The sequence below is a fragment of the Brevefilum fermentans genome, assembly GCF_900184705.1.
GTDB classification, from domain to species: Bacteria; Chloroflexota; Anaerolineae; order Anaerolineales; family Anaerolineaceae; genus Brevifilum; species Brevifilum fermentans.
In genome coordinates this window covers 873,067-898,830 of record NZ_LT859958.1, presented here as the reverse complement: position 1 = coordinate 898,830, position 25,764 = coordinate 873,067, and the positions used below count along the sequence as shown (strand labels likewise).

General features: G+C 48.4%; 21 protein-coding genes. 3 read left to right on the top strand and 18 right to left on the bottom strand.

Annotated features, from left to right (window positions below):
• Positions 1-47: 47 nt before the first annotated feature.
• From serC to CFX1CAM_RS04000, 5 genes are all read right to left on the bottom strand, one after another.
• The gene (gene serC, locus CFX1CAM_RS04020; RefSeq protein WP_087861777.1) at positions 48-1,139 is read right to left on the bottom strand and encodes a 3-phosphoserine/phosphohydroxythreonine transaminase; all 1,092 of its coding nucleotides are present in this window, start codon (positions 1,137-1,139) and stop codon (positions 48-50) included.
• Between the two features lie 274 nt (positions 1,140-1,413).
• On the bottom strand, positions 1,414-1,932 hold the full coding sequence (locus CFX1CAM_RS04015) for a DUF3592 domain-containing protein (RefSeq protein ID WP_087861776.1): 519 nt from the start codon (positions 1,930-1,932) through the stop codon (positions 1,414-1,416).
• A 438-nt stretch (positions 1,933-2,370) separates the two neighbouring features.
• Positions 2,371-2,709, bottom strand: coding sequence for a type II toxin-antitoxin system PemK/MazF family toxin (locus CFX1CAM_RS04010; protein WP_087861775.1), 339 nt, complete (start codon positions 2,707-2,709; stop codon positions 2,371-2,373).
• Entirely contained in the window at positions 2,702-2,935 is a 234-nt protein-coding gene (locus CFX1CAM_RS04005; RefSeq protein WP_087861774.1) for a DUF6290 family protein, read from the bottom strand. The genes CFX1CAM_RS04010 and CFX1CAM_RS04005 overlap by 8 nt, the downstream gene beginning before the upstream one ends.
• 85 nt (positions 2,936-3,020) lie before the next feature.
• A complete protein-coding gene (locus CFX1CAM_RS04000) occupies positions 3,021-4,541 on the bottom strand; it encodes a YifB family Mg chelatase-like AAA ATPase (RefSeq protein WP_087861773.1) in 1,521 nt (506 codons plus the stop codon).
• A gap of 331 nt (positions 4,542-4,872) precedes the next feature.
• Between CFX1CAM_RS04000 and CFX1CAM_RS03995 the strand changes: the two genes are divergently transcribed.
• The 3 genes from CFX1CAM_RS03995 to CFX1CAM_RS03985 all read left to right on the top strand — a co-directional run bounded on the left by CFX1CAM_RS03995 (position 4,873) and on the right by CFX1CAM_RS03985 (position 8,394).
• Positions 4,873-6,477 (top strand): hypothetical protein, encoded by a 1,605-nt coding sequence (locus CFX1CAM_RS03995; protein ID WP_087861772.1) that lies wholly within the window; start codon positions 4,873-4,875, stop codon positions 6,475-6,477.
• A 321-nt stretch (positions 6,478-6,798) separates the two neighbouring features.
• On the top strand, positions 6,799-7,458 hold the full coding sequence (locus tag CFX1CAM_RS03990; protein WP_087861771.1) for a hypothetical protein: 660 nt from the start codon (positions 6,799-6,801) through the stop codon (positions 7,456-7,458).
• 135 nt (positions 7,459-7,593) lie between these two features.
• Positions 7,594-8,394, top strand: coding sequence for a DODA-type extradiol aromatic ring-opening family dioxygenase (locus tag CFX1CAM_RS03985; RefSeq protein WP_087863222.1), 801 nt, complete (start codon positions 7,594-7,596; stop codon positions 8,392-8,394).
• A gap of 100 nt (positions 8,395-8,494) precedes the next feature.
• On the opposite strand, the gene CFX1CAM_RS03980 is transcribed toward CFX1CAM_RS03985, so the two are convergent.
• The 13 genes from CFX1CAM_RS03980 to CFX1CAM_RS03920 all read right to left on the bottom strand — a co-directional run bounded on the left by CFX1CAM_RS03980 (position 8,495) and on the right by CFX1CAM_RS03920 (position 25,757).
• Entirely contained in the window at positions 8,495-9,364 is an 870-nt protein-coding gene (locus tag CFX1CAM_RS03980; protein WP_157891680.1) for an MBL fold metallo-hydrolase, read from the bottom strand.
• Positions 9,342-10,226 carry a carbohydrate kinase family protein gene (locus CFX1CAM_RS03975; RefSeq protein WP_087861769.1) on the bottom strand — a complete coding sequence of 295 codons (885 nt, stop codon included), beginning with the start codon at positions 10,224-10,226 and terminating at the stop codon, positions 9,342-9,344. The genes CFX1CAM_RS03980 and CFX1CAM_RS03975 overlap by 23 nt, the downstream gene beginning before the upstream one ends.
• A gap of 36 nt (positions 10,227-10,262) precedes the next feature.
• Positions 10,263-11,942, bottom strand: a complete 1,680-nt coding sequence (locus CFX1CAM_RS03970; RefSeq protein ID WP_087861768.1) for a TIM barrel protein — start codon at positions 11,940-11,942, stop codon at positions 10,263-10,265.
• A gap of 25 nt (positions 11,943-11,967) precedes the next feature.
• Positions 11,968-13,662, bottom strand: a complete 1,695-nt coding sequence (locus CFX1CAM_RS03965) for an HAD-IA family hydrolase (RefSeq protein WP_087861767.1) — start codon at positions 13,660-13,662, stop codon at positions 11,968-11,970.
• 3 nt (positions 13,663-13,665) lie between these two features.
• The gene (locus CFX1CAM_RS03960) at positions 13,666-15,111 is read right to left on the bottom strand and encodes an HAD family hydrolase (RefSeq protein ID WP_087861766.1); all 1,446 of its coding nucleotides are present in this window, start codon (positions 15,109-15,111) and stop codon (positions 13,666-13,668) included.
• Positions 15,112-15,228: 117 nt separating this feature from the next.
• Positions 15,229-16,539 carry an ABC transporter substrate-binding protein gene (locus tag CFX1CAM_RS03955; RefSeq protein ID WP_087861765.1) on the bottom strand — a complete coding sequence of 437 codons (1,311 nt, stop codon included), beginning with the start codon at positions 16,537-16,539 and terminating at the stop codon, positions 15,229-15,231.
• Positions 16,540-16,685: 146 nt separating this feature from the next.
• Entirely contained in the window at positions 16,686-18,011 is a 1,326-nt protein-coding gene (locus CFX1CAM_RS03950; protein WP_087861764.1) for an ABC transporter substrate-binding protein, read from the bottom strand.
• 113 nt (positions 18,012-18,124) lie between these two features.
• Positions 18,125-19,213 (bottom strand): ABC transporter ATP-binding protein, encoded by a 1,089-nt coding sequence (locus CFX1CAM_RS03945; RefSeq protein ID WP_087861763.1) that lies wholly within the window; start codon positions 19,211-19,213, stop codon positions 18,125-18,127.
• A 10-nt stretch (positions 19,214-19,223) separates the two neighbouring features.
• Positions 19,224-21,065 carry an ABC transporter permease gene (locus tag CFX1CAM_RS03940; protein WP_087861762.1) on the bottom strand — a complete coding sequence of 614 codons (1,842 nt, stop codon included), beginning with the start codon at positions 21,063-21,065 and terminating at the stop codon, positions 19,224-19,226.
• 94 nt (positions 21,066-21,159) lie between these two features.
• The gene (locus CFX1CAM_RS03935; RefSeq protein ID WP_087861761.1) at positions 21,160-22,047 is read right to left on the bottom strand and encodes a MurR/RpiR family transcriptional regulator; all 888 of its coding nucleotides are present in this window, start codon (positions 22,045-22,047) and stop codon (positions 21,160-21,162) included.
• Positions 22,048-22,175: 128 nt separating this feature from the next.
• Positions 22,176-23,366, bottom strand: a complete 1,191-nt coding sequence (locus CFX1CAM_RS03930; protein WP_087861760.1) for a uridine kinase family protein — start codon at positions 23,364-23,366, stop codon at positions 22,176-22,178.
• 3 nt (positions 23,367-23,369) lie between these two features.
• Positions 23,370-24,572 (bottom strand): 2,3-bisphosphoglycerate-independent phosphoglycerate mutase, encoded by a 1,203-nt coding sequence (locus CFX1CAM_RS03925; protein ID WP_087861759.1) that lies wholly within the window; start codon positions 24,570-24,572, stop codon positions 23,370-23,372.
• A gap of 3 nt (positions 24,573-24,575) precedes the next feature.
• On the bottom strand, positions 24,576-25,757 hold the full coding sequence (locus CFX1CAM_RS03920; RefSeq protein ID WP_157891679.1) for a uridine kinase family protein: 1,182 nt from the start codon (positions 25,755-25,757) through the stop codon (positions 24,576-24,578).
• Between the last annotated feature and the right edge of the window lie 7 nt (positions 25,758-25,764).

The window sequence follows — 25,764 nt, the reverse complement described above, 5'->3', positions numbered from 1 at the left end:
TGTCGATAGCATCTTCAATATTTGCGATTTCGCAGCGGTTGAAATGACTATTTGCCGTAATTTTCTTCAAAATCCTTCAAGAAGTTGACCAGAGCTTCCACGCCTTCCTTTGGCATGGCGTTATAGATGGAAGCCCGCAAACCACCCACGCTCCGGTGCCCCTTTAAATTATCAAAGCCTGCTGTTTTCGTCGCCGCCACCACTTCTGCATCAAGTTCCTTGCTTTCGGTGACAAATGGAACGTTCATCACAGAGCGATCCTTCTTTTCTACAGTCCCCTTGAACATTTTGCTGTTGTCAAGGAATTCGTAAAGAATCGCGGCTTTGTCTTCGTTAATTTTTTGCATCGCATCAAGTCCACCAAGATTGAGCAAATGTTTAAAGACTTTTCCACATACGTATATCGCCCAACAGTTGGGTGTATTATACATTGAGCCGTTTTCAGAGAAGATATTATAGCGCAGGTATGTCGGTGTTTTTGGATCCAGGTCAGGATCAATCAGGTCTTCTCGGATAATGACAATTGCCATTCCAGCCGGCCCAACATTCTTCTGAACTCCAGCGAAAATCAAACCATAATCCGCAACATTGCAGGGTTTTGATAGGAACATTGAGGATTGATCCGAGACGAGCACTTTGCCTTTCGTATTTGGCAATGCCTGGTAAGTCGTTCCGTGGATGGTCTCATTCTCGCAGATATAGACATAGTCTGCATTTTCTGAGATGGGCAGGTTAGAAACATCGGGAATGTAGCTGTAATTTTTATCCTTGCTGGATGCGAGCAGATTTATCTCTCCAAATTTCAATGCTTCTTTGTATGCTTTATCAGACCAGCTTCCCGTAACAATATAATCCGCCACCCCGTTTTTCATGAGATTCATGGGGATCATGCTGAATTGAAGCGTCGCACCGCCCTGGATAAATAACACCTTGTAATTATCCGGGATTCCCAGCAGAGTTCGCAGATCTGCCTCAGCCTCATCAACGATGGTTTGGAAAACTTTGCTGCGATGGCTCATTTCCATCACACACATACCAGAGCCCCGATAGTTCAGCAGTTCTGCCTGAATTTCTTCAAGAACGGGTTCGGGGAGCATACTGGGTCCTGCAGAAAAATTGTAGATTCGTCCGTACTGCATGATTTACTCCTTTTCTCTATTTAGGTGAGGATTAGAAATTAATTCCTTAATCCTTTCAGAATTATTCAACATTGGTTCTCGTATATCGCTATTATAATATAGAATTCATTAAGCAAGGGATCGGATTTGCTTTGATCCTTTACTCCACAACCCGATTAGCATGCAATACCTCCGCTTCATGCGTTCATTCCTGTCTCTGGTGTGAATTTTGTGGTGAACAACCGCCCGGATCTTTTAAAAACCTCACGCTCACAAATTAATTATCCAAGCCGTATTAAGGAAAGAACGCGTTGATCAATCCCTTTACAACCTGGAACATCAAAAACAGGCTGGTGGCAAACAAAACAAGCGCACCGATGATGCCACCAAAAAAACTGCGCATGGTTTGCGAGAGAACGGCATCAGATGGGTCTTCGGGATTGTAGTAAACCATGATAGCACCATCCTTTGGATATCCAGCCAGGAAAGCCTCAGCTTTTTTACGCGAATTAAAGCTGGCTTCACTGCCAAACGCGATCCGTTGCCCTTGAAAAGATAGACCTTCAACGGTGTATTCGAAAACAACTTTAGGTATGTAGCTAACATGCACGCCGTCTTCGTCGTGCACCTCGGATCGGTTCACCCACTGCGCTGTGATCTTCCCTTCGACGGATGGCCAGTTCAGGCTTGCTCGAGCTTTTTGCCTTTCACGTGTAACTTTTACAAATAAGAAGATTGAAAAAAAGAATAAAGCAATCCCAGCCAAACCACCACAAATCGGTCCTGCCATACTATCATTCAGTGAAAAGGACATGTTTTACCTCCCGGGAATTAGCTAAAAGTTTTGCTTAAAAATTTGCCTCGCTAAAGACCAAAATGCATTCTCAATTTCTTGTTTCACTAACCATTAAAAGGCTTTATGTGGACTTTGTCAAGGAAGATCGATCACACGTTTCTGTCAAGAATTTCCACATCTCTGCCCGCTCTCACCGGCCTTGATTGACCCCGGAACAAAGCGAAAAGAGGCCAGACCCGGCGTGAGGTTGACCGCCAGGCCGCCATTGGAACATTAAGCATATCTACATCAGCTCCAACTTCGGGCGGTACTGCAGAGCCTCCGCCAGGCGCACCTGGATGATTTCTTCAGAACCCGCTAAATCCTCAACTTTCTGGCACCGTCTTCTTCAGCGCCTTGAAATAGTCGTCGGCGGCCGCCGATGAGCAATCATAGCATTACATAATTATGTTTATTTTAAAAACCCAGAACAACTTTAACAGCATCAAGAATCGTGGAAAGCGTTTCCGAGTCAACATTTCCAATGCAGTGAATAAAGCGTTCAACTGACAGGGATCGAATCTGAAACGCATCTGCTGCAGAGGTCTGATCAAGCCCATTTTGTCCCGTTGGATGGAGCTTAACCAACCAGGGTGCTTGTGAATAATGCTCTTTCCACGTTGTTATGGGAACGATCACACGCAAGGGAAGCACCCCAACCTCATCCACATTGACAATCACAGCAGGCCGTGATTTCTTGATCTCAGCGCCTACGGTGGGGTCAAGGTTGATTAACCAAATTTCTCCCCTATGCATTGAAGTCGTCCCCATCCACAGCGGTAAAGGCAGTCAACTCTTGATCGGCCTCGTAATCATCCCGTAAAGCCTGTGCTGCGGCAGCCAGTTGAGTTCTGAGATGTTTATTGATTTGCTCATCCAGCATGTTTCTCACAAGCTCCGAAAAATTTCGATTTTCTTGTTTGGCAATTTTTTTCAATATTTGTTTCTGCTCAGGATCAAGCAAAATCTGAACCCGTTCCATTTAACACCTCAATTGTGCATGATTTTAATGTGTATAAATTATACGCAACTCATATACATTTATCAAGTACCAATTTATGATAAATCTACATCAGCTCCAACTTCGGGCGGTACTGCAGCGCCTCCGCCAGGTGCACCTGGGTGATTTCCTCCGACCCCGCCAAATCCGCGATCGTGCGGCTGAGTTTCAGTACCCGGTGATACGCCCGCGCGGTAAGCTGCATCTGGCGCATGGCGGTTTTCATCAGCGCCTGGCAGGCGTCATCCAGCTCGCAATACTTGCGAATTTGTGCCGGGTACATATCCGCGTTGCTGGCTATTGACGTGCCCTCAAAGCGCTGGCGTTGTCGCGCACGAGCCTCCTCCACCCGCGCACGCACTTCTGCAGAAGATTCCCCCGTTTTTAAATCACGCAGCTTGGCATACTCCACACGCGGCACCTGCATGTGAATATCGATGCGGTCCATCAGCGGCCCGGAGACGCGCTTCTGATAGCGCGTCACCGTCGTGGATGAGCAGGTGCACGGTCGGCTCGGGTCGCCAAAATAGCCACATGGGCAGGGGTTCATCGCCGCAGCCAACTGAAAATTAGCCGGAAAGGTCAGCGAGCCCTGGGCGCGGCTGATCGTCACCACCTTGTCCTCCAGCGGCTGGCGCAGCACCTCCAGCACCTTCGAGCTGAACTCCGGCAGCTCATCCAGGAACAGCACGCCGCGATGCGCCAGGCTGATCTCGCCGGGGTGTGGCCAGTTGCCTCCGCCCACCAGCCCGGCATGGCTGATGGTGTGGTGTGGCGCACGGAAGGGACGCGCGCGGATCAATGGCACATCTGAGGGCAGCATATCCGCCACGCTGTAAATACGGGTCACATCCAGCTCCTCGTCGATCGTCATTGCCGGCAAAATCGACGGAAGTGCCCGCGCCATCAGCGTCTTTCCCGAGCCAGGCGGACCGATCATCAGCAGGTTATGCCCGCCCGCGGCTGCCACCTCCAGTGCACGTTTGACATGCTCCTGTCCCTTGATCTCGCTGAAGTCAGTATCAACCAAAATCTCTTCAGGGTCATGTTCTGGCGGAACAGCAGGAGAAAGCAGCGCATCACCCCGTAAATGGTCAAACAGCGCGTTGAGTGTTGGTGCAGGAATCACGGTGATGCCCGGGATCAACGCGGCCTCTGGGGCGTCCACCTCGGGGACCACCACGGTGCGATATCCTGCCTGCCTGGCAAGGGCTGCCATCGGCAGCACGCCCTTGACATGGCGCACTCCCCCATCTAAAGAAAGCTCACCGATGATGAGCGTATTTTCCACGGTCTGTGGATCGAGCTGATTGGTGGCAATCAACACTCCCACCGCAATCGGTAGATCGTAAGCCGGCCCTTCCTTACGCACCGATGCCGGTGCCAGGTTGACCGTTACTCGGCGGCGCGGATAGTAAAACCCGGCATTCTTCACCGCCGACTGCACCCGCTCGCGGCTTTCCTGTACAGCCGTATCCGGCAATCCGACAATGACCATCTTGGGCAGCCCGCCGCCGGTGTCGACTTCGACTTCAACGACAACGCCGTCCAGGCCGATTACTGCGCATGAATAAACACGTGCCAGCATAAACACCCCGGTTCTGTGATCCAATCAATAGGTCAATTTTAACATGAAATGATCGCTATCCAGGTTTGATTCGCAAACACGTGTCGAGAAATGCAGTCCCAAATACAACCCGTCGCTATTTTATCTATCCTCCTTTTTTAACTGCAATGCATTGCTAATTTCCAACATGAATTCGGATCTCCCTTTAATTTCACCATGAAAGAGAGCTGTTAATATCAGATTCTCAAAATCGAAGACAGCTTCTCCTGATCGAGCCGGAACCTGCATCACAGCATGGATGACACAGTCTCCATCCTGAAAGTATTAACTCCATTCGTGGTAAAATTCACCCATGAAAAAGAAACCCGTCTGGATCCGTATCTCACTGATTGCTATCTCAATTATATTCTTCATTATCCTGGCGATCCCCAACGCCAAAGCCTCTGAAAACATCGCCATGGTCTCGATGTTCGAGCCGGATGAGGGCATCATGATCCCGGTGATAAAAAGTATGACCGCCCCTCAAGAATCAGTCAAAGATTTTCTCTATTATTTCCTTTTGTATGGATACTATTTCTACGGTTTTCCATTTTTTGCCTCATCCGCTTTGGTGACATTCCCTTTTCAGTGGTTGAACCAGATCAACAATATTCAGTGGCTCATGCTCACTTTACGGCAGGTCATCAGTGTATTACCGATGATCCTGGCGCTACTGTTGCTGGTTTACATGCATGACCGTTTTAAAACAGTTCGGTCAGTCGTCTTATATCTATTTTTATTGCTGGTTCCCGCTATCATCTCCAATGGATTTTGGTGGCACCCGGATGGGATCGTCCTGCTGCTCGCCGTCATTGTGCTATATTTTCTGTATACTGACGCACACAAGCTTGGCTGGCGATTCCTTTTAGCCGCCTTTTTCTGCGGGATTTTGACCGCCACCAAGTTGGTCGGTGCGTATTTTTTCATGGCTGTCGCCATAGCAATCATTTGGGGCCTGGTAAAAAAGGATGTCACCTGGAAGAAAGCCATCCTCATGTCTGCAGCATTCATTGGGATCATGTTCGCAACTTTCATTGCTTCCAATCCCTTTTTGCTGATTAAATCTCATCGAACGCTGTATATTAACACTTTTCGCAAACAAACGGGGCTGCTGTCGCTGGGGTATGGCATCGTCTACAACCGGGGGTTGAAGGCATCCTGGCCGCTCATGCACCAGTACTATGGGGAAGTGGTTTTCCTGATCGCTACACTGGGGATCAGCGTCTGGAACATCATCAAAAAAGAAACCCGACTCCTGCACGCCCTGATCCTGGCATGGTTTATCCCTTTAACGATTTCTATCTTGACCTTTTCCCATTACAAATACCAGTACTGGCTGCCGGTAGCGATTCCACTCTTTGCGAATTGGCACACGATTCTTCCTGAGAAATTCAAGCTCAATCTTAAAAATATTTCCTTTCGTCAGGTCGGACAAATGATCCTGCTGATTCTATTCCTCATCCAATTCATCCTGTTTGGCGTCCAATCCACCCGCATGTTGGTCGAGCGCACCTTCCGCAAAGAAAACAGCGCCGAAGTCATCTTTTATGACCTTGCCATGAATCAGCTCGAACCCCTCGAAGGCCGGTCGGTCTTTGCCTATTATGATTACCGCCTGTACATGCCCCCAAAGGACAATTGGGCGACAGAAACCTCCTTTGAGCTGCTGGATTACGATTTTATCCAATCTCGCAATTTTGACGTTCTGTTTCTCTTGCAGCAGCGTATTCGGGACTACCTCAATCCAAATGCCGTGGGTGTTGACCCGGAATCCTTTGCCCGCTCCCAGGCGTTTTACCAGGATGCCAAAGACGGCACGATTGAAGGTTATTACCTGATCTTTGATCATGAGACCGCTCTGCTATATCTTCGACAGGATGTCTGCCTGCGCGACTTTGACCCTGACATCTGTCATTAATCTTGGCGGCAAACGCTCGACAAATTCAAAAATTTCAAAGCGTATTATGCGGGCACCGACATTCATCAATCTCTAAAAGTACTCATAGAGGGGCGGTTGAAGTTAAACCACCCGGTTATCTTCTTGATACAACTATTGATATCCTGGTGAATATGCGCAATGGCTTTAGCCCTGTTAATAGGAGAATCTTCAGATTAACCGAGTCTCACCCGGATTTGGGTCGCAGATCTCGAGTAAAATCCAAATGGAAAACATGGTTTTTTCGATCGTGATGATAATGGGTCAGCATTTTGCATGGATAACTTCGAAGGAGCGCCGACAATGAAACGCACATGGCTTACAGACCTGCTGTGGATGCTGGTTCTACTGCTGATCACAGCTTTCCTGGTCATCCCACACACCCGCCAAATTTTTATCCAATTAACAAATAACCATCCTTATGGAATGGGGTTCATAAAATTTGCCATCCTGGCGAGCATGGGTGAATTATTGGCGCTGAGGTTGGCTGCTGGTGCCTGGGAAAAACCGGGCGGGTTCGTTTTCAAGGTTATCGTATGGGGTGTAATCGGTGTGCTGATCACCTTTATGTTTTCGCTCTATTCTGCTGGTGTGACGGCGATCCTGCAACCCGCCACACCTCCCAATGGTTTTTTGTCAGCACTCCTGATCGCGTTTCTAACCAGCGCAACCATGAACCTCACCTTTGGCATCGTATTCATGGCTGCTCACAGGATCAGCGATGCCTATATCGAACTGAGGCTTCACCACAAAAAACCCTCATTTCATGATCTCGTCCAAACCATTGATTGGAACGCGTTTATCACCTTCGTGGTCGGCAAGACCATCCCGCTGTTCTGGGTACCCGCCCATACCATCGTCTTTATGCTGCCCAATTACTTGCGCGTGATCGTCGCTGCCTATCTTTCCATCGCACTGGGGATGATTCTGGCTTACTCAAAGCACAGAAAAGGCACCGCTTAATCACCACCTTCATCAAATATCAATACGGATGACCACCCAGATGAAAAACCCTCTTGCACATCAAAAATTGGTGACTACAGGAGTATCCTCAGCACAAAAGCAAACATCTTCCTGCAGCAGGGTATGATTACAATCATGACGCAAACTGACCAAACCCGTATCGTGTATTTCTCTCATGGTGGCGGCCCACTGCCTCTTTTGGGTGACCCCGGGCACCAGGCGATGATCGACTTCATGACCAGGCTGCCAGATCTCTTGCCGAGACCTCAGGCCATCCTGGTGATCAGCGCACACTGGGAAGAAGCGCAGCCAACCTTGCTGGGCGCTGCCAATCCGCCCATGTTTTATGACTATTACGGTTTCCCGGATGCCGCCTACCAGATTGACTACCCGGCCAGCGGTCATCCCAAATTGGCAGCCCAGATTAGCAAAACGCTGGAAGGCGCCGGGATTCCTGCCCACGTCGACGATCAACGCGGCTTTGATCACGGCCTGTTTATTCCACTCAACCTGATGTACCCCCAGGCGGACATCCCGGCATTGCAGCTTTCGTTACAATCGGGGCTTGCTCCGGATGCCCACATCGCCATCGGTGAAGCGCTGCGAGATCTGCAAGCCGACAAACTGCTGGTGATCGGGTCGGGCTTTTCCTTCCACAATATGTCCGCCTTTTTTCATCACGATCCGGACATCATCGCTTCGCGCAACAATGCCTTCCAGGATTGGTTGATCGATGTTGTCACAGCCGATATCGACCAACAGGAACGCAAAGCCCTCCTGGTAAACTGGAAACAAGCGCCCCATGCGCGTTATTGTCACCCGCGTGAAGAGCATTTGCTGCCGCTGCATGTTTGCCTTGGGATGGCAGGGCGGGCCGGTGAATTGATCTTCGATGATCAAATTATGGGGGTGCGCTGCATGGCCTTTATGTGGTAAGCGAGCCTCCTGGGTGGTCCTCAAACAATCGGCTGCTGAAGTCCGGCTTGACTGACTTAACCCCAAATCAGGCTCAAGTTTTCAAAAAGGGACCACCTTTTTAGAGAAGAATCTTATCGCCTGTCAGCACAGGTTTTATCGCCATCCCAGGTGCCAGTTTTTCCATTCGCTCCTGGACCGTTCGGAAATGCTCCATCGTCCACATATTTCTTTCATCCCGTCCATACTCATACATGTGGGCAATGAAAGTAGCCTGTGCATCAAAAGCAGTAAAAAAGCGACAAAAATCTTCCAAAAAGGGGGGGTCGGGGTCCAGAGCAGCACCCTTTCCCAGCCATAAATGCGCAAACACCCCATCCAGCGGCCCGAAATCAGGTAACATGGAGAAATCATAATTGCGTGTATCACCGGGAAATAGCCAGCGTTTGCCAGGGTATTCCACAAGGTAGCCCAATTCGGGAACGCCCGATTTTCCCCTGATATGCAAAGCCTTAAATGGAGTGATTGTCATCGTTTTGAACTGAATGGGCTGATCCACACGCGCAATAATGACCCGGTCTGCATCCAGGGGTAAAAACGTCGTCACCATCTCCAGCATAAACTCTGGGACAATCCAGGTCAGTGGGGATGCGCACAGTTCGGTTAGCAAATGGGGGTCAAAATGATCCGCGTGCCGATGTGAAAGCAAGATCAGGTCCAGCGGCACCAGGTCCGCTCGATAATCGAGTGTGCTGACGCCACCTGCACGTGTAAACAAGGCAAAAGGGTCCAGTGCCCAGCGGACTCCCGCGGTGCGAGCCAGGTAACTGGCGGCGTACAGCATCCAAAGCGCGTCTTCTTGTTGGTCCGACTGCCAATCCCGGATCATCCGGCGCCAGAGCTGTGGATACGCATTGATGGCAGACTGCTTCCGGTGATTCCGCTGAGCGAAATCACCCGGCTGAGATTCATTCGGCATAATGGCGGGCAATAAAAGCCTCAACCTCGGCGACCGTGCGATTGAAATAGCCCACTCGCTCCATTTTCAAGCTTGTCGCAGCAGCAGACCACTTTGCTGCCTCGCGCGGCGGCAGGCTCAAGCGCTTGGAAACATAAGAACCCACGCTGGTGTCGCCGCGTCCACTTCGACCCACCATGGAGCTGCCTTTAAAAGCAAAGTGATGATACTCGCTCTCTGCATACACCAGGATGCCTTCCCGATGTGTGAGCAAAACTTCTTTGGCGCCGCATTCAGCGAACCTTTTTGCCGCCCGTTCGATGTCCGCCTCGCCCGTCAGATATTCTGCTTCAACCGCATCTGTTTTCAAAATATCGAGGTTCTGCAGCACCAATTCCATGTCAGGCCATGGTTGATAGACCAGCAATTCACCCTGCAGTACCCGCACAAATCCCTGCACATCAGCCGATATTAACACCCCTTCCCGCTTTCGAAGGGTCGTGAAAAAAGCTGGCTCAACTTCGCCCCGCAGGCTGGGACTGACCACAATAGCCCTGGCTTCGAGACCGTCCAGATGTTCGGGAAGGATGGTGCCGGCGATGGTTTTTACGTATAAATTTCGCTCGTCAACATTGCGGGTTTTGTATTCCAGCGTCATCACTGTGGATGTGGGTGAATAAAAAGGATAGCAATCAATACCATCGGCGCGGATATTGTCAACGACATGCTGGTCCTCCTCTGCCAACCGGGTCACCACAGCAGTTCGCATCCCGAACTGATGCGCAACATGGGCAGCATAATTCATCCCGCCCCCATCCACATAATCCACGCCATCCAGGGTAATCAAGGTATCCTTGGTATAATTTCCAGCGCATACGATATCGTATTGTTTCATCGTTATTGTCACTCCATTCTTTGAAATTGAGATCATTTAAAGCCGGGCTATACAGCCTGTGTCTTCCAAAACAGGAAGCCCAGCCCTGATTTCTTGTGTTGATACAAAGGGTTTCACCTCAACAGTGACCTGCGTGAATGGCTGAAGCCTGGGACCAACGACTGAAAAATCAATTTTCCCATCACCAGGAGCAAAATGGTCATCAATTCCGTTCACATCATGCAGATGAATGCCCACCATCCGTTTGTCAAAAGCATCCAACCAGTGAGGGATCGACTCCAAACCAAGGTTCGCCATAATTTCTAAATGTCCGACATCAAAATGCCACCCGATCCAGGGTTGATCGAAGGTTTCCAACAATACTTGGATTTCTTCAAATGTGGGGAATTCGTAGTAGTACATCAGGTTCTCAATCCCCAAGAGAATATTGGTTCCCTCAGCAAAGCCAACGATTTCAGAGAGACTTCTGACCAGTGCCTCAAGGTGTGGCTTGCCGCGCTCCTTACGGTCAGCAATCATCCGTTCTCTAAGCACGCGAAATTCATGGGTGTTTTGTTTACCCGCCCTGAACAATTTCCTGAGTTCAAGATCCATACTTTCATCACCAGTCACCCTGCCAGAGTGAATCACAATGTTTCGCGCGCCCAAACGGTACGCATGCTCGATTGTATTTTTCAAAACATCAACCCCAACCTGTCGCAATTTTTCGTCCACTGAGGTCAGGATTTTGTCTTCCTTTTCAAGTTTTTTCATGTGCTGAATGGCAGGGCAGGGATTATGTAAACTGGAAATATAATAGCGATTGAAATCGATCTGTTCGTAAACCTCAAGCGGGATCTGGTGATTCAATTCAAATCGCGCAAAACCCAGTTCACGCCCAATTTCAAAAAATTCATTGATTGAAATGCGTTCTCGATTCCAATTAATGGTTGAAAGCGCAGCATCGAACAATACGGGCGAAATCTTCAATGCCTTGCGATGTGCATTAGACCCATTTAACGGCGGATAGCAATCCAACAATTCGGTCATATCGCTGAGTTGCGCGTCTGCCTGCATGGGGCAGGGTGTTTTGTCTTCCGTCGTGTATTGATTTTTAAGAAGGATCACTTCTCTTAGCCCCGCTTCGCGAGCGCCAATCACGTCTCGGGAAGGGCGGTCACCAATGTAAGCACACTCATCCGGGGAGAGATTGCATTGTGCGGCAGCCTCCAGTAAAAGACCTGAATGAGGTTGATACCTCTTGGTATTATTGGGCTGAACCCGTGCACAAAACAGGTCTAAAAAGGTTTCGCCCTGAAGATGTTTTAACGAATTGCGGCTGATCGTCGCCAGGGTGTAACCTCTATCTGATAGCTCCTGCAATGTGTTGACCACACCTTCAGCCAACTGCCACCCAGCCTGTGATTCGCGCCAAAGTTTTTCAAGCGTATGTGCGTGCTCCCGTATCAGCTCCTTCGATAAATCCCTGAGAAGGAACCGCGACCACTTCTCCTCTGGCGCCAAATCAACAAAATACTTTTCGCTCCAGGTTTGATATTCGCTTTCACCTTTGATCAGTTTTTCCGCAAAATCAGCCGGTTGACAATCGACACCCAGCACATCGATCATCCGCAAGATTAAATCCTGAGCGCTTTCAATGTCCTTCTGTTGATAGGCTAAAGTGCCCTCAATTTTAAAAAACAGGGCTTTAATTGGGTTATTTTCAATCTTGTTCATACCGGGGTAAGAATCCTGAAGGAAATTAAATCCGCTCTATGCAGCCGTAATCGACTAATCTTTGTAAGCCCTCAGCCAGGTCCGTTAAACTCGCTTTGGGTCCAATTTCAAGCGTGATCTGGGCTGAGTCGGGTATGTAACGAGATATTGCAGTGAAGTCTACGTCACCCTGTCCGGGCACTTGATGATCGGTAATGCCAATCACGTCATGAAAATGTACGCCAACCATCCGGCTGGAAAACCTTTCCAACCATTCGAAATGGGGTACCAGGCCAAGGACATCTAATGTGTGTGCATGTCCAACATCGTACTGAAAACCATACCAGTTTGCATCACAAATCGCTAAAAGTTGTTCCATTTCATCCAGCAATGGGATGTCATAATAGCGATAACGATTCTCAAGCCCCAGGTTGATGCCACTACCCGTTGAGAAACGGACAATTTCCTGCATGCTTATCAGCGCCTGTTCTAAATGTGGGTGCACCAGCGTTTCTCGGTGAGCAATCACGTCTGCCAGTAAAGCCTGGTATTCGGAGGTGTGCCGGTGCCCTTGCCTGAAAAGCACCCGCAACCGGTCATCGCGCCATCGATCACAGGTAATCGCGCCCGGGTGGATCACCACCAGGCGAGAGCCCAGTTTAATTGCCGTGTCGATTGAGCGCTTGATATCATCAACCGCCTGAACCCGTTTGGATTCTTCCAAGTTGGAAATGGTGATATCCATCTGTTTTCTGTCTTCGTAGCTCATCGTTGTCGGACAAGGTTCATGTACCGATGCAATATAAAACTGGTCGTGGTCAAATTGTTCAATAAGTTCCGTGGTCACCCGGTGATTAAGCTCAAAGCGTGCAAAACCAGCCTTTCTCCCATCAATAAAAGTTTGGTTAAAAGAGCCGGGTTGACCCACACCCCACATTGTTGAAAGGGCAGCGTCATAGAGCGGCTGTTCATCCCATTTTGGGGCAGTTTGACCATTTAGCGGCGGGAAAAGTTCCAGCAATTGCGAGAGTGAGCTGATCCGGGCGTCTGGCTGCATACCAATGCTTTCCTGCTGATCGATTCCTTTATCCAGATCATCATCAAAGCCACCGTCTTTATCAATCAGAATCGTCCCTCCAAGCCCGGCCTGGCGTGCGCCCACCAGGTCTCTGGCAAGATCGTTGCCAACATAAACACAATTTGCTGGGTCAATGTTCATCTGACGGGCTGCTGCTATAAACAATGAAGGATGCGGCTTTCGCCTTCCAAAGGTGATTGAAAGAAGTACTCCTTCAAACACATCCACAAGTCCGGTTTTTTCCAGCAGATTCGGCGTTTCAATGGATGAGGTGGTATTGCTGATCACAAATAATCGGTACCCGCGGTCATACAGGGTGTGAATGGTTTCCACCGCGCCGGGCAGCAGGACCGGTTCGCGACCGCTCCGCCGCAGTTTATTAAAAGCAAGTGCGTGCCGTCTGACGAAATCTTCCGGGTAATCCGGTAACAGAAATCGAACCCATAGATCTTCTTCACTCAACATGTACAGAGTACTATTGCACCATTCCTTGTAAGACCGGTAACGCGAACTGATCAATTGATCAAAATCATCAAAACTGCCCTGAAAATTCAACGCCTCCATGAGTTCAAGGATTGCTGACCGCCGAACTTCAGGGTCCCTCCGGGTCACTTTCAGGGTACCACCAATATCAAACCAGATTGCATAAATAGGGTTTTTCATGATTTACCTTTTTGTGTTTCGGGGTTGTAAACAATCCAAAGTCAATAATTCTCGGATTTCTTTGAGGTAATAATCCGCTGGCGCATCAGGATCGTTGTTACAGGCTGCGATTTTCATTCCCACAGATCTCGCACCAATCAATTCACTGGTTTTATGACCAACAAACATCGCCTGCGCAGGGCTCACATTGGCTTGGTTTAGCGCCAACTCGTACATGATCGCTTCCGGCTTGCGAATCCCGATTTCGCGAGAGCTGATGACTACATCCCAAATATCGCCAAAACCATGTTCTTCAAACCATCTCAGCTTGTTCGAAAAAGGCATGGAAGTATCGGTAATAATTCCAAGGATGAAACCGCGTTTTTTCAGTTCTAACAAAGTCTCTGCAACACCGTCATAAATGGCGACGGTATCGCTATCATCAGCCAGGGCACGCACACCCTCAGCGATCTCAAGCGGATCGGTAACGCCATATAAACGGATAACCTCGGCATAATAATCATGACGCTTCATCTTTCCTACAAAAGCAAGTTCTTTTAAGCGAGCTTTTTCTTCCTCAAGATTGGGCGCCGGATTTAATTTTTTCCCATTTAAAAATTGATTCAAATGCTCGTTTCTTCGGTGTCGGTAATAAAGAATATCACCGGCATCGAAAAAAATCGCTTTGATCTCGCCGAGGTTGCCACCGACCACAAACTGCTTATCCCGTTCAAGCTCTGCTTCGATGAGCGGTATCAGTTCAGTCATATCATGAATCACTGCATCCGGAATTGCACCCTCATCGATTTCTTTAATACCATAAACATGATTAATTTGAACGGAAAGGCGATACCCTGCCCGTTTCGATCCCAACACGTCTCGATTGATCTTGTCCCCAATATAAATACAGGCTTTTGTTGACACATTCGCCATGCGCGCAGCGTAGAAAAAGATCGCCGGGTCGGGCTTTCGACGTCCATAGATGGATGAGAGAACCACGGGATTAAAATATGAGCTGATGCCATATTTCTCAAGGGTAAAAGGTACCTGAGTTGAACTCTGGGTATTGCTGATAATGCCAAGAGTCAACCCCATTTGCTTGATCTGTTCGAGTACAGCGGGTATCTCCGGGCGCATTTCTCGAACGAACAATTCAGTTTCATAAAGGAAAGACAATTCCTCGCCCACGGGTTCTAGCATCTGTGGATCGATGGATAGGTCTTTCAGGTAAAATCGGGACCAAATTTCAGCCGGATTCAGCTCGATATGGGTTTTCATATTCCAGCGGGTGTATTCAGCAGCACCGAGGGTGATGCTTTCTGCCAATTTTTCATTTGTTATGGGCAACGCTATGCCTGCACGCGCCAGACAGTCCACAATGACGCGACTGCGTTCAATGCGAAGTTCTGGCGTATAATAAAAGTATTCAATTGTCCCACCCATATCAAAGAAGACAGCTTTTAGCTTCATACAGTCAGTTGCTCCCGAATTATCTAAAAATTTTTGCCTGTATCAGTTTCACTCTAGAACCAGGCACGGGATGGAAAGCCCCAACCCGCGCCTGGTTTGTTGATTTATGAAGTTATTCTATTTTTTGCCCAAGTTGATCAGATAAAAATCGCGGGCATAAATAATATTGTCATAAACATATCCATCGTCAAAGGGCCAGGTGCTCCCAATTACCACTTCGTAAGGTAATGAATCCTTTGGTGGTGGCATGTTCGGATTAGGCATATAGGTACCCATCTTGTACCATGGTTTTGAGCCCTCTTCCGTGGTGATAAATTTGATCCACAATTTCGCTGCATTTGGATGTGGGGCTTGATTTAGGATCCCAATGTAGGATTGCTTGGCGATGCCTGCTACCGGTACAAGGTCCCAGCACAGATCAAAAACCAACTCACCGTCCAAAACCTTGGGATACTTGTTGTAAGACGTCCAGGCCATAAAATTCTCTGTCATTCCTGGGACAGCAAATGCTCCAAGGACCTCGTCCCCTCCAGGTTGTGGAATGGGATTATTCTGGGCAAAGCGCTTAAACCACAACCAACCCGCATCCGGGGTGTCGCTATCTAAAACCGGATCAGTGCCATAAAACTCCTTATAAGCTTCTGCCATTTCATCCGCGTGTTTGGCGATGGTAAGCAGTTCTCCGAGAGTTGCTGCATCGTTGACCGGGTCTTCAATAAAAATCCTGCTATGCCATTCTGGTTCAGTCAATTCCCAGATATTTGCAACCGGACAAGAATCATTCAATTCGCTGTTGTACCCAAAGGTCTGGCTACCCAATCTAGAAACCAGAATAGGATCCTGGTAAACCTCTGGTACAACATCAACCACGGTATCTGGAATAAATTTCCAAACATAGCCATTGGGTACAAATTCGGCTTTAAGCGTCGGCCCACCACCGCTGTGATAAACATCACCTGTAAAGGCGCCGGCTTTCTGTTCTTCGCGTGTCTTCAGGGTGACGTCATCCGCACCAAGGTCAAACACCTGAACGTCGATTTCAGGATACAGTTCCATAAAAGCCTCAGCGGCTTTCGGAGTTTTAGACGAGTTGCAATACACCAGCAGTTTGCCCTCAGCTCTTGCTGCAGCCTCAATCGCATCCCAATCCTGTTCGCCGGTATCGTAAGGCCCAAGTTGGTTAACTCGTAGCCATTCGTCTTTGGCATCATCATAACCAGAAAGGTTTTCAACAACCTCCTCGGCAGGCTCTTCGGCTACCGGTTCTTCAGCCACCGGTTCTTCGGCAGCGGGTTTTTCAACCACCGGTTCTTCAACCGCAGGGGCTTCGACCGCAGGGGCTTCAATAACTGGCTCTGCAGGTTTTGCACAAGCTGCTAACATACCGATGATGATAATAATCAATAAAGTTAATGAGAATTTTTTCATTAGACGAACCTCCTATTTTTGTTTGTTGGTAATAAGAATTTATCTAATCCACAAAACGCGGCTATTATTTACGGTCGCACCTCAAGAAAACACCAGGCACGGGCAAAGAAAATCCGTGCCTGGTTTTTTGAATTTAGCAATTTATTCTATTTTCTACCCAGATTAATCAGGTAAAAATCGCGTGCCTGGATGATGTTATCCCAGACAAAGCCGTCGTTAAATGGCCAGGTGCTGCCAATAACAACTTCGTATGGAAGGGAATCTTTTGGTGGATCGTAAGTGGGGTTAGGCAAATAGGTGCCCATCTTGTACCAGGGCTTGGAGCCTTCCAGCGTGGTGATAAATTTAATCCACAACTTTGCGGCATTGGGATGCGGTGCCTGGTTAAGAATTCCAATATAGGATTGGGTAGCCACACCAGCAACCGGTTCAAGGTCCCAGCACAGATCGAAAGCCAGTTCACCATCGAGTACTTTAGGATATTTTCCATAAGACGCAAAAGCGAGATAGTTCTCGGTCATGCCAGGTGTTGCAAAAGCCGCATTGACTTCGTCACCGCCAGATTGTGGAATGGGGTTGTTCTGAGCGAGGCGCTTGAACCACAACCAGCCCGCATCCGGTGTATCACTATCCAAAACCGGGTCAGTTCCATAGAAAGACTTGTAGGCTTCTGCCATTTCATCTGCATGGTAAATGAAGGTCATCAGTTTACCGAGGGTAGAAGCATCGTTCAATGGGTCTTCAATGAAGATCTTGCTGTGCCATTGGGGTTCGGTTAATTCCCAAATATTGGTAATCGGGCAGGAATCGTTCAGCTCTGAGTTATAACCCCAGGTCTGGCTTCCCAATCTTGAAACCAAAATCGGATCCTGGTACACCTCCGGAACGACATCCACCACCGTGTCGGGAACGAATTTCCACACATAACCATTGGGGACAAATTCACCTTTCAGGACAGGGCCACCACTGCTGTGCCAGACGTCGCCCGTGAAAGCGCCGGCTTTCTGTTCTTCTCGGGTCTTTAAGGTGACGTCATCTCCGCCGAGGTCAAACGCCTGAACCTCGATTTCAGGATACAGCTCCATAAAAGCTTCTGCTGCTTTGGGTGTTTTAGATGAGTTTGCATAAACTAAAAGCAAACCTTCTTCTTTCGCAGCTGCCTCAATCGCATCCCAATCCTGTTCTCCGGTATCGTAAGGACCAAGTTGGTTAACTCGCAGCCATTCGTCTTTAGCATCATCATAACCGGAAAGGTTTTCAACAACCTCTTCTGCGGGTTCTTCAACCACGGGCTCTTCAACCACCGGTTCTTCAGCCACCGGTTCTTCGACAGCGGGTTTTTCAACCACCGGTTCTTCAACCTTGGGGGCTTCGACCGCAGGGGCTTCAACAACTGGCTCTGCAGGTTTTGCACAAGCTGCCAGCATGCTGATAACAATAATTATCAGTAAATATAGCGAGAATTTTCTCATCGGATATGCCTCCTTATTTCTTTTTGATCAATTTGAAGTTCACAATTTTATTGAGTAATTATTTTTTCCCGTTTGCCTCCATTCTTTCATAATTGCCGTAAATGAGAAAAAATTTAATCGGCATTGATCAAATTTCCTGACTGCTTGTCATAGAGGTTAATGGCATCTTTTTTGAAACACAACCAAATTTTTTGATCCATTTCAATGTTGCTGACGCCAATCTCTTTCACCGAAAGTTCGTATTGTTCCTGTCGGGCAATGATGGTTGTATCTGCTCCGGAAGGCAAAACCGAGTATGCAACAAACTCCTCGCCATATTCAACAGGTTCCAGGCTGATGGCAATGTCTTCCGGGCGAATTCCAAGTACAACGTCGCCGGTCGCATCTTTTGTATTAACGGGCACATGGAAATGTCCAACCTCAACCAGGTCCTGACCAATAACCCTTCCCTCGAGAAGATTCACTTTTGGATTGCCAATAAAATCCGCTACAAACAGGTTCGAGGGATAATGATAAACCTGGTTGGGCGTGTCAAATTGTTGAACCACACCCAGTTTCATGACAGCAATTTTCGTTGACATGGTCATCGCTTCAAGCTGATCATGGGTTACATACACTGTGGTGGCGTTAGAATCATAATGCAGGCGTTTGAGCTCGGTGCGCATGTCCATTCTCAAGCGGGCGTCCAGGTTCGAGAGCGGTTCATCAAGCAGGAAGACGCTCGGCCGATAAGCCAGCATACGCGCCAGGGCAATCCGTTGCTGCTGACCGCCGCTCATTTCTCGTGGATAACGATCTTCATAGCCTTCCATTTGCACTTCTGCTAGCGATTGCTTAACGCGCTGATCCATCTCAGCCTTCGACATTTTTTGGATTTCAAGTGCGAAGGTGATGTTCTTGTAGACGGTCATATGCGGCCACAAAGCATAGTTCTGGAACACCAATCCCAGGTCGCGTTGACCGGGTGGCAACGAGATTCCTTTTTTACGGGAAAATACAACCTTATCCCCGATAATTATTTGACCGGAATCCGGCTCTTCCAGGCCAGAAATGCAACGCAATAGCGTTGTTTTCCCACAACCAGAGGGTCCTAACAAAGTGATGAATTGTCCGGATTCAATTTCCAGGCTGAGGTCATCGACCGCGACGACATCGCCAAAGGTCTTCGTGATATTTTCGATGATGATAAATGGTTCAGGCATGAGCTCCTCTTTATTTTGATGATTCAAGGCCTTTTTTCAGGCTACCACCCCTGAAACGGCTGATGATTGCATTTCCAATCAGTACTAAAACGATTAAGATAATGATGACTGCGTTGGCTTGCTGTTCGTTTCCATTCTCAATATAGCGCATGGTCATACTGGAAAGCACAGCGGTTGAAGGTGTCACCAACAAGATGATCAATGAAAGTTCGCGCATGGTGGTGATGAAATTCAACAAAAATGCCGAGACAAACCCGGGGCTGGTCAGCGGGAAGATAATGCGCTTAAATCTCTGCCAGGCATTTGCGCCGCAAATAGAGGCAGCCTCCTCCAACTCCTTACTGACCTGCATCATAGCCGATACACCTGTCCGCGAGGAATGAGGGATGTGTTTGGCAACTGAGACCACCACTAGCAGGGCAAATGTTCCATATAATGGGGGTAAACCAAAAAAGCTTTTTGTGAACATCGAGATATAAACCGCACCAAACGCAATACCCGGAAGTAGATAAGGAATGAAGGCAAGTTGTTCAACAAATTTTGAGAGGCGGGTCCCGCGGCCTTTAACAATGGCATAACCGAGGATCACCCCGATAACACCGCCAATGAAAGAAGACCATAATGAAAGGCGGATCGAATTCCAGGCGCCCCGATAGATGGCTTTATTAAGTAAAACCCCGGGTTCACCATTGTTAATACTCAGATCGCTTTTTCCCAGCCAGTGATGCAGGGTAAAATTGCTCAGGCTATAGTTTCCAGTTCTTAACATAAACGTGCTGTAGATTAAAACAACCAGGGGCAAAACAGCAATCGTAAATTGGACGAGCACAATTAACACAATAAAAACTGGACGCCAACCACGCAATTTCATTTTCTGTGCCATAAAGCCGCGTCCACCAATGGTTTCATAACTTCGTCGGGTTCCAATCAATTTTTGATTGATCATTACGGTCGTCATTGAAAGCAAGATCAATACAATTGCTGTCACGAAGCCATCACCATAATTTGCAATCCCCATATTCGAGCGCAACATGGTCGAGAGCGTGTAATACCCGACAGGGACGCCCAGAACATTGGGACCACCAAAGGTTCCCATGGTTTTTGAAAAAGTCATGATAAAACCCGAGGCAATGGCTGGCAGTACCAACGGGAAGGTGATCTTTCTTAATATCCGAGCGCGACCGGCACCAGCCAGATCACCGGCCTCTTCCAGGGATGAATCGATTGAAAGCAGCGCTGCAGACACAAATAAAAAGAAAAAGGTGTAGTAATGCAAACCGCTTGCAACGATGATTGGTAAAGCACCATTGGACAACCAGATTGGCGGTGCAATCCCGGTGAAAAATTGAAATAATCCAGGTACACCACCAGAGACCGACGTGCTCTTAAACAGTACTTTCCATGCCAAGGCTATTGTCCATGATGGCATGATGTAAGGGACTGTGGCCAGCATATGGATGATGTCTCTTCCAGGTATATCCGTACGCACAACCAGCCAGGCCATACCTCCACCCATAAGAAGCGCCAGGAAAGTCGCTCCCAAAGAGATCACCATGGAGTTGACCAGGGGTTCATAAGTCATGATCTTCGCGATTTGCCCAATCAGCATTCGTCGCCAGTGATAGGAGGTCATATCTCCAAGTGATGCATCCGGGATCACGCGCAAATCAATTTCCGACACAGTAACCGTTGTCACGATCATGCGCCAGAGCGGAATGATCACCATGTAGAACATCACGACAATCATGACCAGAGACAACACCACATACGGCGTTGTCAACCAGCGGAAAAACCGCCGCAGTCTAGCTAACCATAATGAATCCTGTGCTTGGGACAGTGAATAAGTTGACATTAGGGTAAGCTCCTTGCTGTGTTAACTAAAGTTTTCATCTCCGCGTCCGAGAGATGAATGAAGAATAAAATAAAGCGGTCAAAAACCAACATTATCATCCATTACGTTGACTGGTAAAGCGATTTAGTTTTTCACGTAACGCATCCAGTTTATCCAACAAAGGCATAATCTGATCCTGCTCTTCACTGGCATAAGTGAGCAGCAAGGCGTTGATTACAGTCATTGGCACCACCAGGGAGTGAAATTCACCCACAGGACCTCGTTGTGCTGCCAGGACCACATCCACGCAGTCACCCAAAATAGAGCCCAGCGTATCGGTCAATATGATGGTCTTACAGCCAGCCTGTCGACTGTAATCTAACAACAACTGCAAAGCCGGGTTTTGATCAAAAAAACAGATCACAAAAACCAGGTCTGTTGATTGCAAAGTGATCAGGGATTCAATTAATTCACGTCCCGAGCAGATGAGTGGAACAATGTCCTTACCGAAACGCCGTAAACGCAACTCCATCAAGCCAACCAGGGGAATCGATGGCCCCAAACCAAACACAAAAATCCGTTGATGCTGCCGCAGCAGGTCAACAGCCTTTTTCATTTCATTTCTGTCGATGGAAAGAACGGCCTGTGAAAGATAATCGATTTCCGTCGCCGTTAACCGTTCCAGGACGTCGCCTTCAGAGACCATATCCTGCAATCGGCCACGCAGGCGTGAAGAGTGGGTCACACGTCGGCGAAAGTTGTCCTGCAATGCAGCCCGCATGGCAGGGTAACTTTCAAAATCAAGTTTGCGTGCGAATCGCACGATGGTGGCTTCGCTTAGATTCAAGCGTTCTGAAATTTCCCCCGCTGAGAGGAAGGCTGCCTCCTCCTGGTTCTTCCTGATGAAGTTAGCGATAATTTTTTCGCTTTTCGTGAGCTCAGGATAACGATCACTGATTAATTGGTTGAGATTAAAGCCCTGCGCACCATTGGCTTTATTCATCTTATCTCCTCAAGATAAATTTAGCTCCGTGAACCCAACATTTATTCAGTTTGTGAAATTTCTCTTGCATTTGTAATAGTATACACCAAATATCAAGTTTCTTGCAAGTCTATTTTCAATTTTTAAGGTTAAAATCTGCCATTTAGCTGATTTTGCAAAGCAGGAATCGCCCACAGGGCGGCTGCTGTTGTATCCACCAGTAGATCGCAATGAGCCATTTGCGGACGGTAAACCTGCTCCAGCATGATAAATTGCTCTCTAAAATAGCGGTTTAAGAAATAAGTTCGTTCATATTTTTTACGATAGTCCATATCTCGCCGCCACTTGCGCTTCAGCCGGATATCATCATCGGTCAGGTACATGGCTTTAATCCCAATCAGTTTGGCGACTTCTGCGTCAATAAAAGGGAAATTCCCTTCCATAAAGATGATTTCAGCGGGCTCAATGACCTGTTCCTGAGATCCAGGTCTGCGCCTTCCCATTTCGTCGTGACTGGACATGGCTGAAATAAAATCATAGCTCGGCGTGATGACGCGTCTGCCCAGCAGAACCTCCTGCAAACAAGATTTGAACAGATCACCGTGCAGGGCTTTCATCCCAAGGGAGTCGATGCCCCGAGCTTCGCGATAGTCCCTGTCCAGCAGGAAATGATCGATTTCAACCGTTGTCACCCGCTGCCCCGCAGACACAAAATACTCGGTTAATCGCGCCGTGATTTCAGTTTTGCCAGCGCCAGTCTGCCCGGCAATCGCAATAATCACCGGTCGACCTAAAATGTCCACCAGTGTCATCACCAGGTCCATAAAGCAACGATCAATCTCGGCATTGGCTTCCATAAACTCCCTGTAACTGATCGCGTGTCGGGCTTCAAACAATTTCTGTTTGGGCTCAAATTGCCGATAAGGCGCGCCACCCAGGCGAGATATGATCTCATCCGTGTAATAATGGGTCCGCACAAAAAAGTAAAACCCGCGAACATCAAAAGTAAAATACTGGCGGACCCATTCAGGTGTGTAAAATCCGGTTGCCAGTCCAACCATCAGGGTTTGGGTCAAAGCGCGCACCTGCGCGTCCATAACGGGCTTTCCATTCGCCATGGGTCTGAGCGCGATACTGTAAAAAAAAGCGCTGTCCTTGATCCTGCGCTCGATATCAACACAGGGCTCCAGGGCAACCGACTGCCATCCATCCTCAGGTTCCAGGGTTTCAAGTCCATAACCAAACTCGAAAACCTCCATTTCAGCAATAGCCGCGTTGACAGCCACCATGCGTTGATAAAGTAGGTCAACAAAAGATTGATCCGTGTGATGATTGTCCATAAATCAGGCTCCAAATTTCTCAAAACGGTCGGCATGGGCCATCGCCAGGGGCATCACCTGCATGGCAGGAATGGCTCCCAGGCTGCCTGCAGCACAGGCACGTTCACCAAATTCGCGCCTGCCATCCGATCGGCAGTTAGCAGCATACAAGAGCAGCGGCACCGGGTGCCAGGAGTGCGATTTCATCACTGCCGGCGAAGAGTGATCGCCTCCAATCACCACCACATCCGGATTCAAAGCCAGCAGCCGGGGGAGCAAAAGATCGAATTCCTCAATCGCTCGCACTTTGCCGTCAAAGTCACCGGCCTCGCCACAGGTATCCGTCTTTTTAAAATGCAGGTAGAAAAAGTCAAAAGCATCCCAGGCAGCCTCAAGCGTCGTGAATTCATCCGCCAAGCTGATTCCGTTTACATCCAACACCTGCATGCCTGCCAGCCGTGCGACGCCGCGATACATGCCGTTGACGGCAATGGCAGCCGCATTTACTCCAAACCTTTCTTTAAAAGAAGGGATAACCGGCGTCAGTGCAAATCCACGTAGCATGATTCCATTGGCGGGTTGTTCGTCCTCTAACACCTGGCGCGCTCGCGCAATAAATGCGTTGACCAATTCAGCCGCCTGTTTCGAATCGTCATCCAGCGCCCTGACCGCTAAGGGAGGGACACCTGTGATGAGCGGATCCGAACTGCTCAGCTTAGCACCCAGCCCAGCTTTGCGCATGACGAAAGCAAAACGATGTTCTTTGACCAGTTCAACGAAAAACTCCACTCCCGGAATCTCGATTTCTCGCAGGCGCTCAACCAGCCTGGCACTTTTCTCACTGGCTAACCGACCCGCCCGTCGATCCAGGATGGTGCCATCTTTATCCAGTGTGCAAAAATTTCCCCGGGCAGCGATATCATCCGGTCTCAGGGCAAAATCGACGCCCAACGCTTCCAAAGCGCCCCGCCCAATTGCATTTTCAAGCGGGTCATAGCCAAATATCGCCAGGTGTCCGGGGCCGCTGCCGACGGTAACACCCGGGGCAAGGGGAACCGTCAGCCCCAGGGAAGAGCGCTCAGCCAATTCATCCAAATTGGGCGTATGGGCTTGTTCGAGTTCGGTTTTCCCACCCGGGAAGCGTGGCAAACCGCCCAAACCATCTAAAATGACCAGAACAATCTTGGTGGAATTTTTCCGTATCAAATCCTGATAAAAGCTTTTCATAGTCTATTTCCGAATATCGGCCAGCAGGGCTTGATGTTCAGGCAATACCCACACAGCAGCCTGGCTCGTGTCAATAAACAGGTCGCAGGCATGCGTCAATGGAAGATACAGTTCAACAGCACGGATAAACTGGGTGCGAAAATAACGGTTGACAAAATAGGTCGAATCGTATTTTTTTCGCAAATCAATATCCCTGCGCCATTTGCGTTTTAGCCGAATGTCATCACGGGTCATATAAACAATTTTCATCCCCACCAGCTCAGCGACCTCATCCTCATGGAACGGATAATTTCCTTCTAAAAAGATGATATCCGCCGGGTGGATAGTCAGCGATTGCTTCCCGGGTCTGAGCTGACTGTTGAGGTCATGGGAGGATGTCGTGTTTAGAAAATCATACCTGGGAATCTCTGCTGAATTTCCTGCACGAATCGCCTGCATGGCTTTGATAAAAAGATCGTAATGGATCAAGTTCTTGTCAAGCTTTTTTCCCTCACGAAACGCGCCGTCTTTGTAAAAATTGTCCATTTCGATCGTCTCCAGGTTCAGGCCCTTGGCTGACAGATGCTCTCGAATGCGGGAGATGATCTCTGTCTTGCCTGCGCCGGTTGGACCGATTACAGTTAAAAACAGCGGAGGTGAAAGTTTCCGCGTGAGGGTCTCCACAATTTCCATCAAAGCGGTGTCAACCTCTTTGTTCGCACGGGTGAATTCCCGGTAACCGATCTCGTGCAAAACTTCCAGCTCGTGTTGTTTTTGCTCGAATTGTAGAAAGGGCTGTCCACCAAAGCGGTCTTTGAGCTCTGGAAGGTAATCGACCGAGTGGGCAAAAAAGATGGAAGCACGAATATCAAAATAGAAATTCTGATTGACCCAATCGGGTAAATAATCGCCCAGAGCCAGCCCAACCAACAGCATCCGGGTTAAATGCAACACCTGCGAATCAAGCTGAATGCTGCCATGCTTAACCGGTTTAAACTCGATGTTTTTGTAAAAGTTCAGATCCTTGATCTGCGCTTCAATGGCAGAGGTGGGTGATAATTCCACGCTACCCCATCCATCCTCGGGAATCAGGTTATTCAGGCAATATTGGAATTCATATAACGCCAGGGTTTTAACCCCGGGGTAAATGTCTCCCATCCGTTGATAAAGCGTTTTGGAGAATTTTTCTTGATCGTAAAGGTTCATCGCACTC

Excerpts from the sequence above, each read along its gene's own strand:
- serC (WP_087861777.1), bottom strand. The coding sequence starts at position 1,139 with ATGCAGTACGGACGAATCTACAATTTTTCTGCAGGACCCAGTATGCTC.
- CFX1CAM_RS04015 (WP_087861776.1), bottom strand. The coding sequence starts at position 1,932 with ATGTCCTTTTCACTGAATGATAGTATGGCAGGACCGATTTGTGGTGGT.
- CFX1CAM_RS04010 (WP_087861775.1), bottom strand. The coding sequence starts at position 2,709 with ATGCATAGGGGAGAAATTTGGTTAATCAACCTTGACCCCACCGTAGGC.
- CFX1CAM_RS04005 (WP_087861774.1), bottom strand. The coding sequence starts at position 2,935 with ATGGAACGGGTTCAGATTTTGCTTGATCCTGAGCAGAAACAAATATTG.
- CFX1CAM_RS04000 (WP_087861773.1), bottom strand. The coding sequence starts at position 4,541 with ATGCTGGCACGTGTTTATTCATGCGCAGTAATCGGCCTGGACGGCGTT.
- CFX1CAM_RS03995 (WP_087861772.1), top strand. The coding sequence starts at position 4,873 with ATGAAAAAGAAACCCGTCTGGATCCGTATCTCACTGATTGCTATCTCA.
- CFX1CAM_RS03990 (WP_087861771.1), top strand. The coding sequence starts at position 6,799 with ATGAAACGCACATGGCTTACAGACCTGCTGTGGATGCTGGTTCTACTG.
- CFX1CAM_RS03985 (WP_087863222.1), top strand. The coding sequence starts at position 7,594 with ATGACGCAAACTGACCAAACCCGTATCGTGTATTTCTCTCATGGTGGC.
- CFX1CAM_RS03975 (WP_087861769.1), bottom strand. The coding sequence starts at position 10,226 with ATGAAACAATACGATATCGTATGCGCTGGAAATTATACCAAGGATACC.
- CFX1CAM_RS03970 (WP_087861768.1), bottom strand. The coding sequence starts at position 11,942 with ATGAACAAGATTGAAAATAACCCAATTAAAGCCCTGTTTTTTAAAATT.
- CFX1CAM_RS03965 (WP_087861767.1), bottom strand. The coding sequence starts at position 13,662 with ATGAAAAACCCTATTTATGCAATCTGGTTTGATATTGGTGGTACCCTG.
- CFX1CAM_RS03960 (WP_087861766.1), bottom strand. The coding sequence starts at position 15,111 with ATGAAGCTAAAAGCTGTCTTCTTTGATATGGGTGGGACAATTGAATAC.
- CFX1CAM_RS03955 (WP_087861765.1), bottom strand. The coding sequence starts at position 16,539 with ATGAAAAAATTCTCATTAACTTTATTGATTATTATCATCATCGGTATG.
- CFX1CAM_RS03950 (WP_087861764.1), bottom strand. The coding sequence starts at position 18,011 with ATGAGAAAATTCTCGCTATATTTACTGATAATTATTGTTATCAGCATG.
- CFX1CAM_RS03945 (WP_087861763.1), bottom strand. The coding sequence starts at position 19,213 with ATGCCTGAACCATTTATCATCATCGAAAATATCACGAAGACCTTTGGC.
- CFX1CAM_RS03940 (WP_087861762.1), bottom strand. The coding sequence starts at position 21,065 with ATGTCAACTTATTCACTGTCCCAAGCACAGGATTCATTATGGTTAGCT.
- CFX1CAM_RS03935 (WP_087861761.1), bottom strand. The coding sequence starts at position 22,047 with ATGAATAAAGCCAATGGTGCGCAGGGCTTTAATCTCAACCAATTAATC.
- CFX1CAM_RS03930 (WP_087861760.1), bottom strand. The coding sequence starts at position 23,366 with ATGGACAATCATCACACGGATCAATCTTTTGTTGACCTACTTTATCAA.
- CFX1CAM_RS03925 (WP_087861759.1), bottom strand. The coding sequence starts at position 24,572 with ATGAAAAGCTTTTATCAGGATTTGATACGGAAAAATTCCACCAAGATT.
- CFX1CAM_RS03920 (WP_157891679.1), bottom strand. The coding sequence starts at position 25,757 with ATGAACCTTTACGATCAAGAAAAATTCTCCAAAACGCTTTATCAACGG.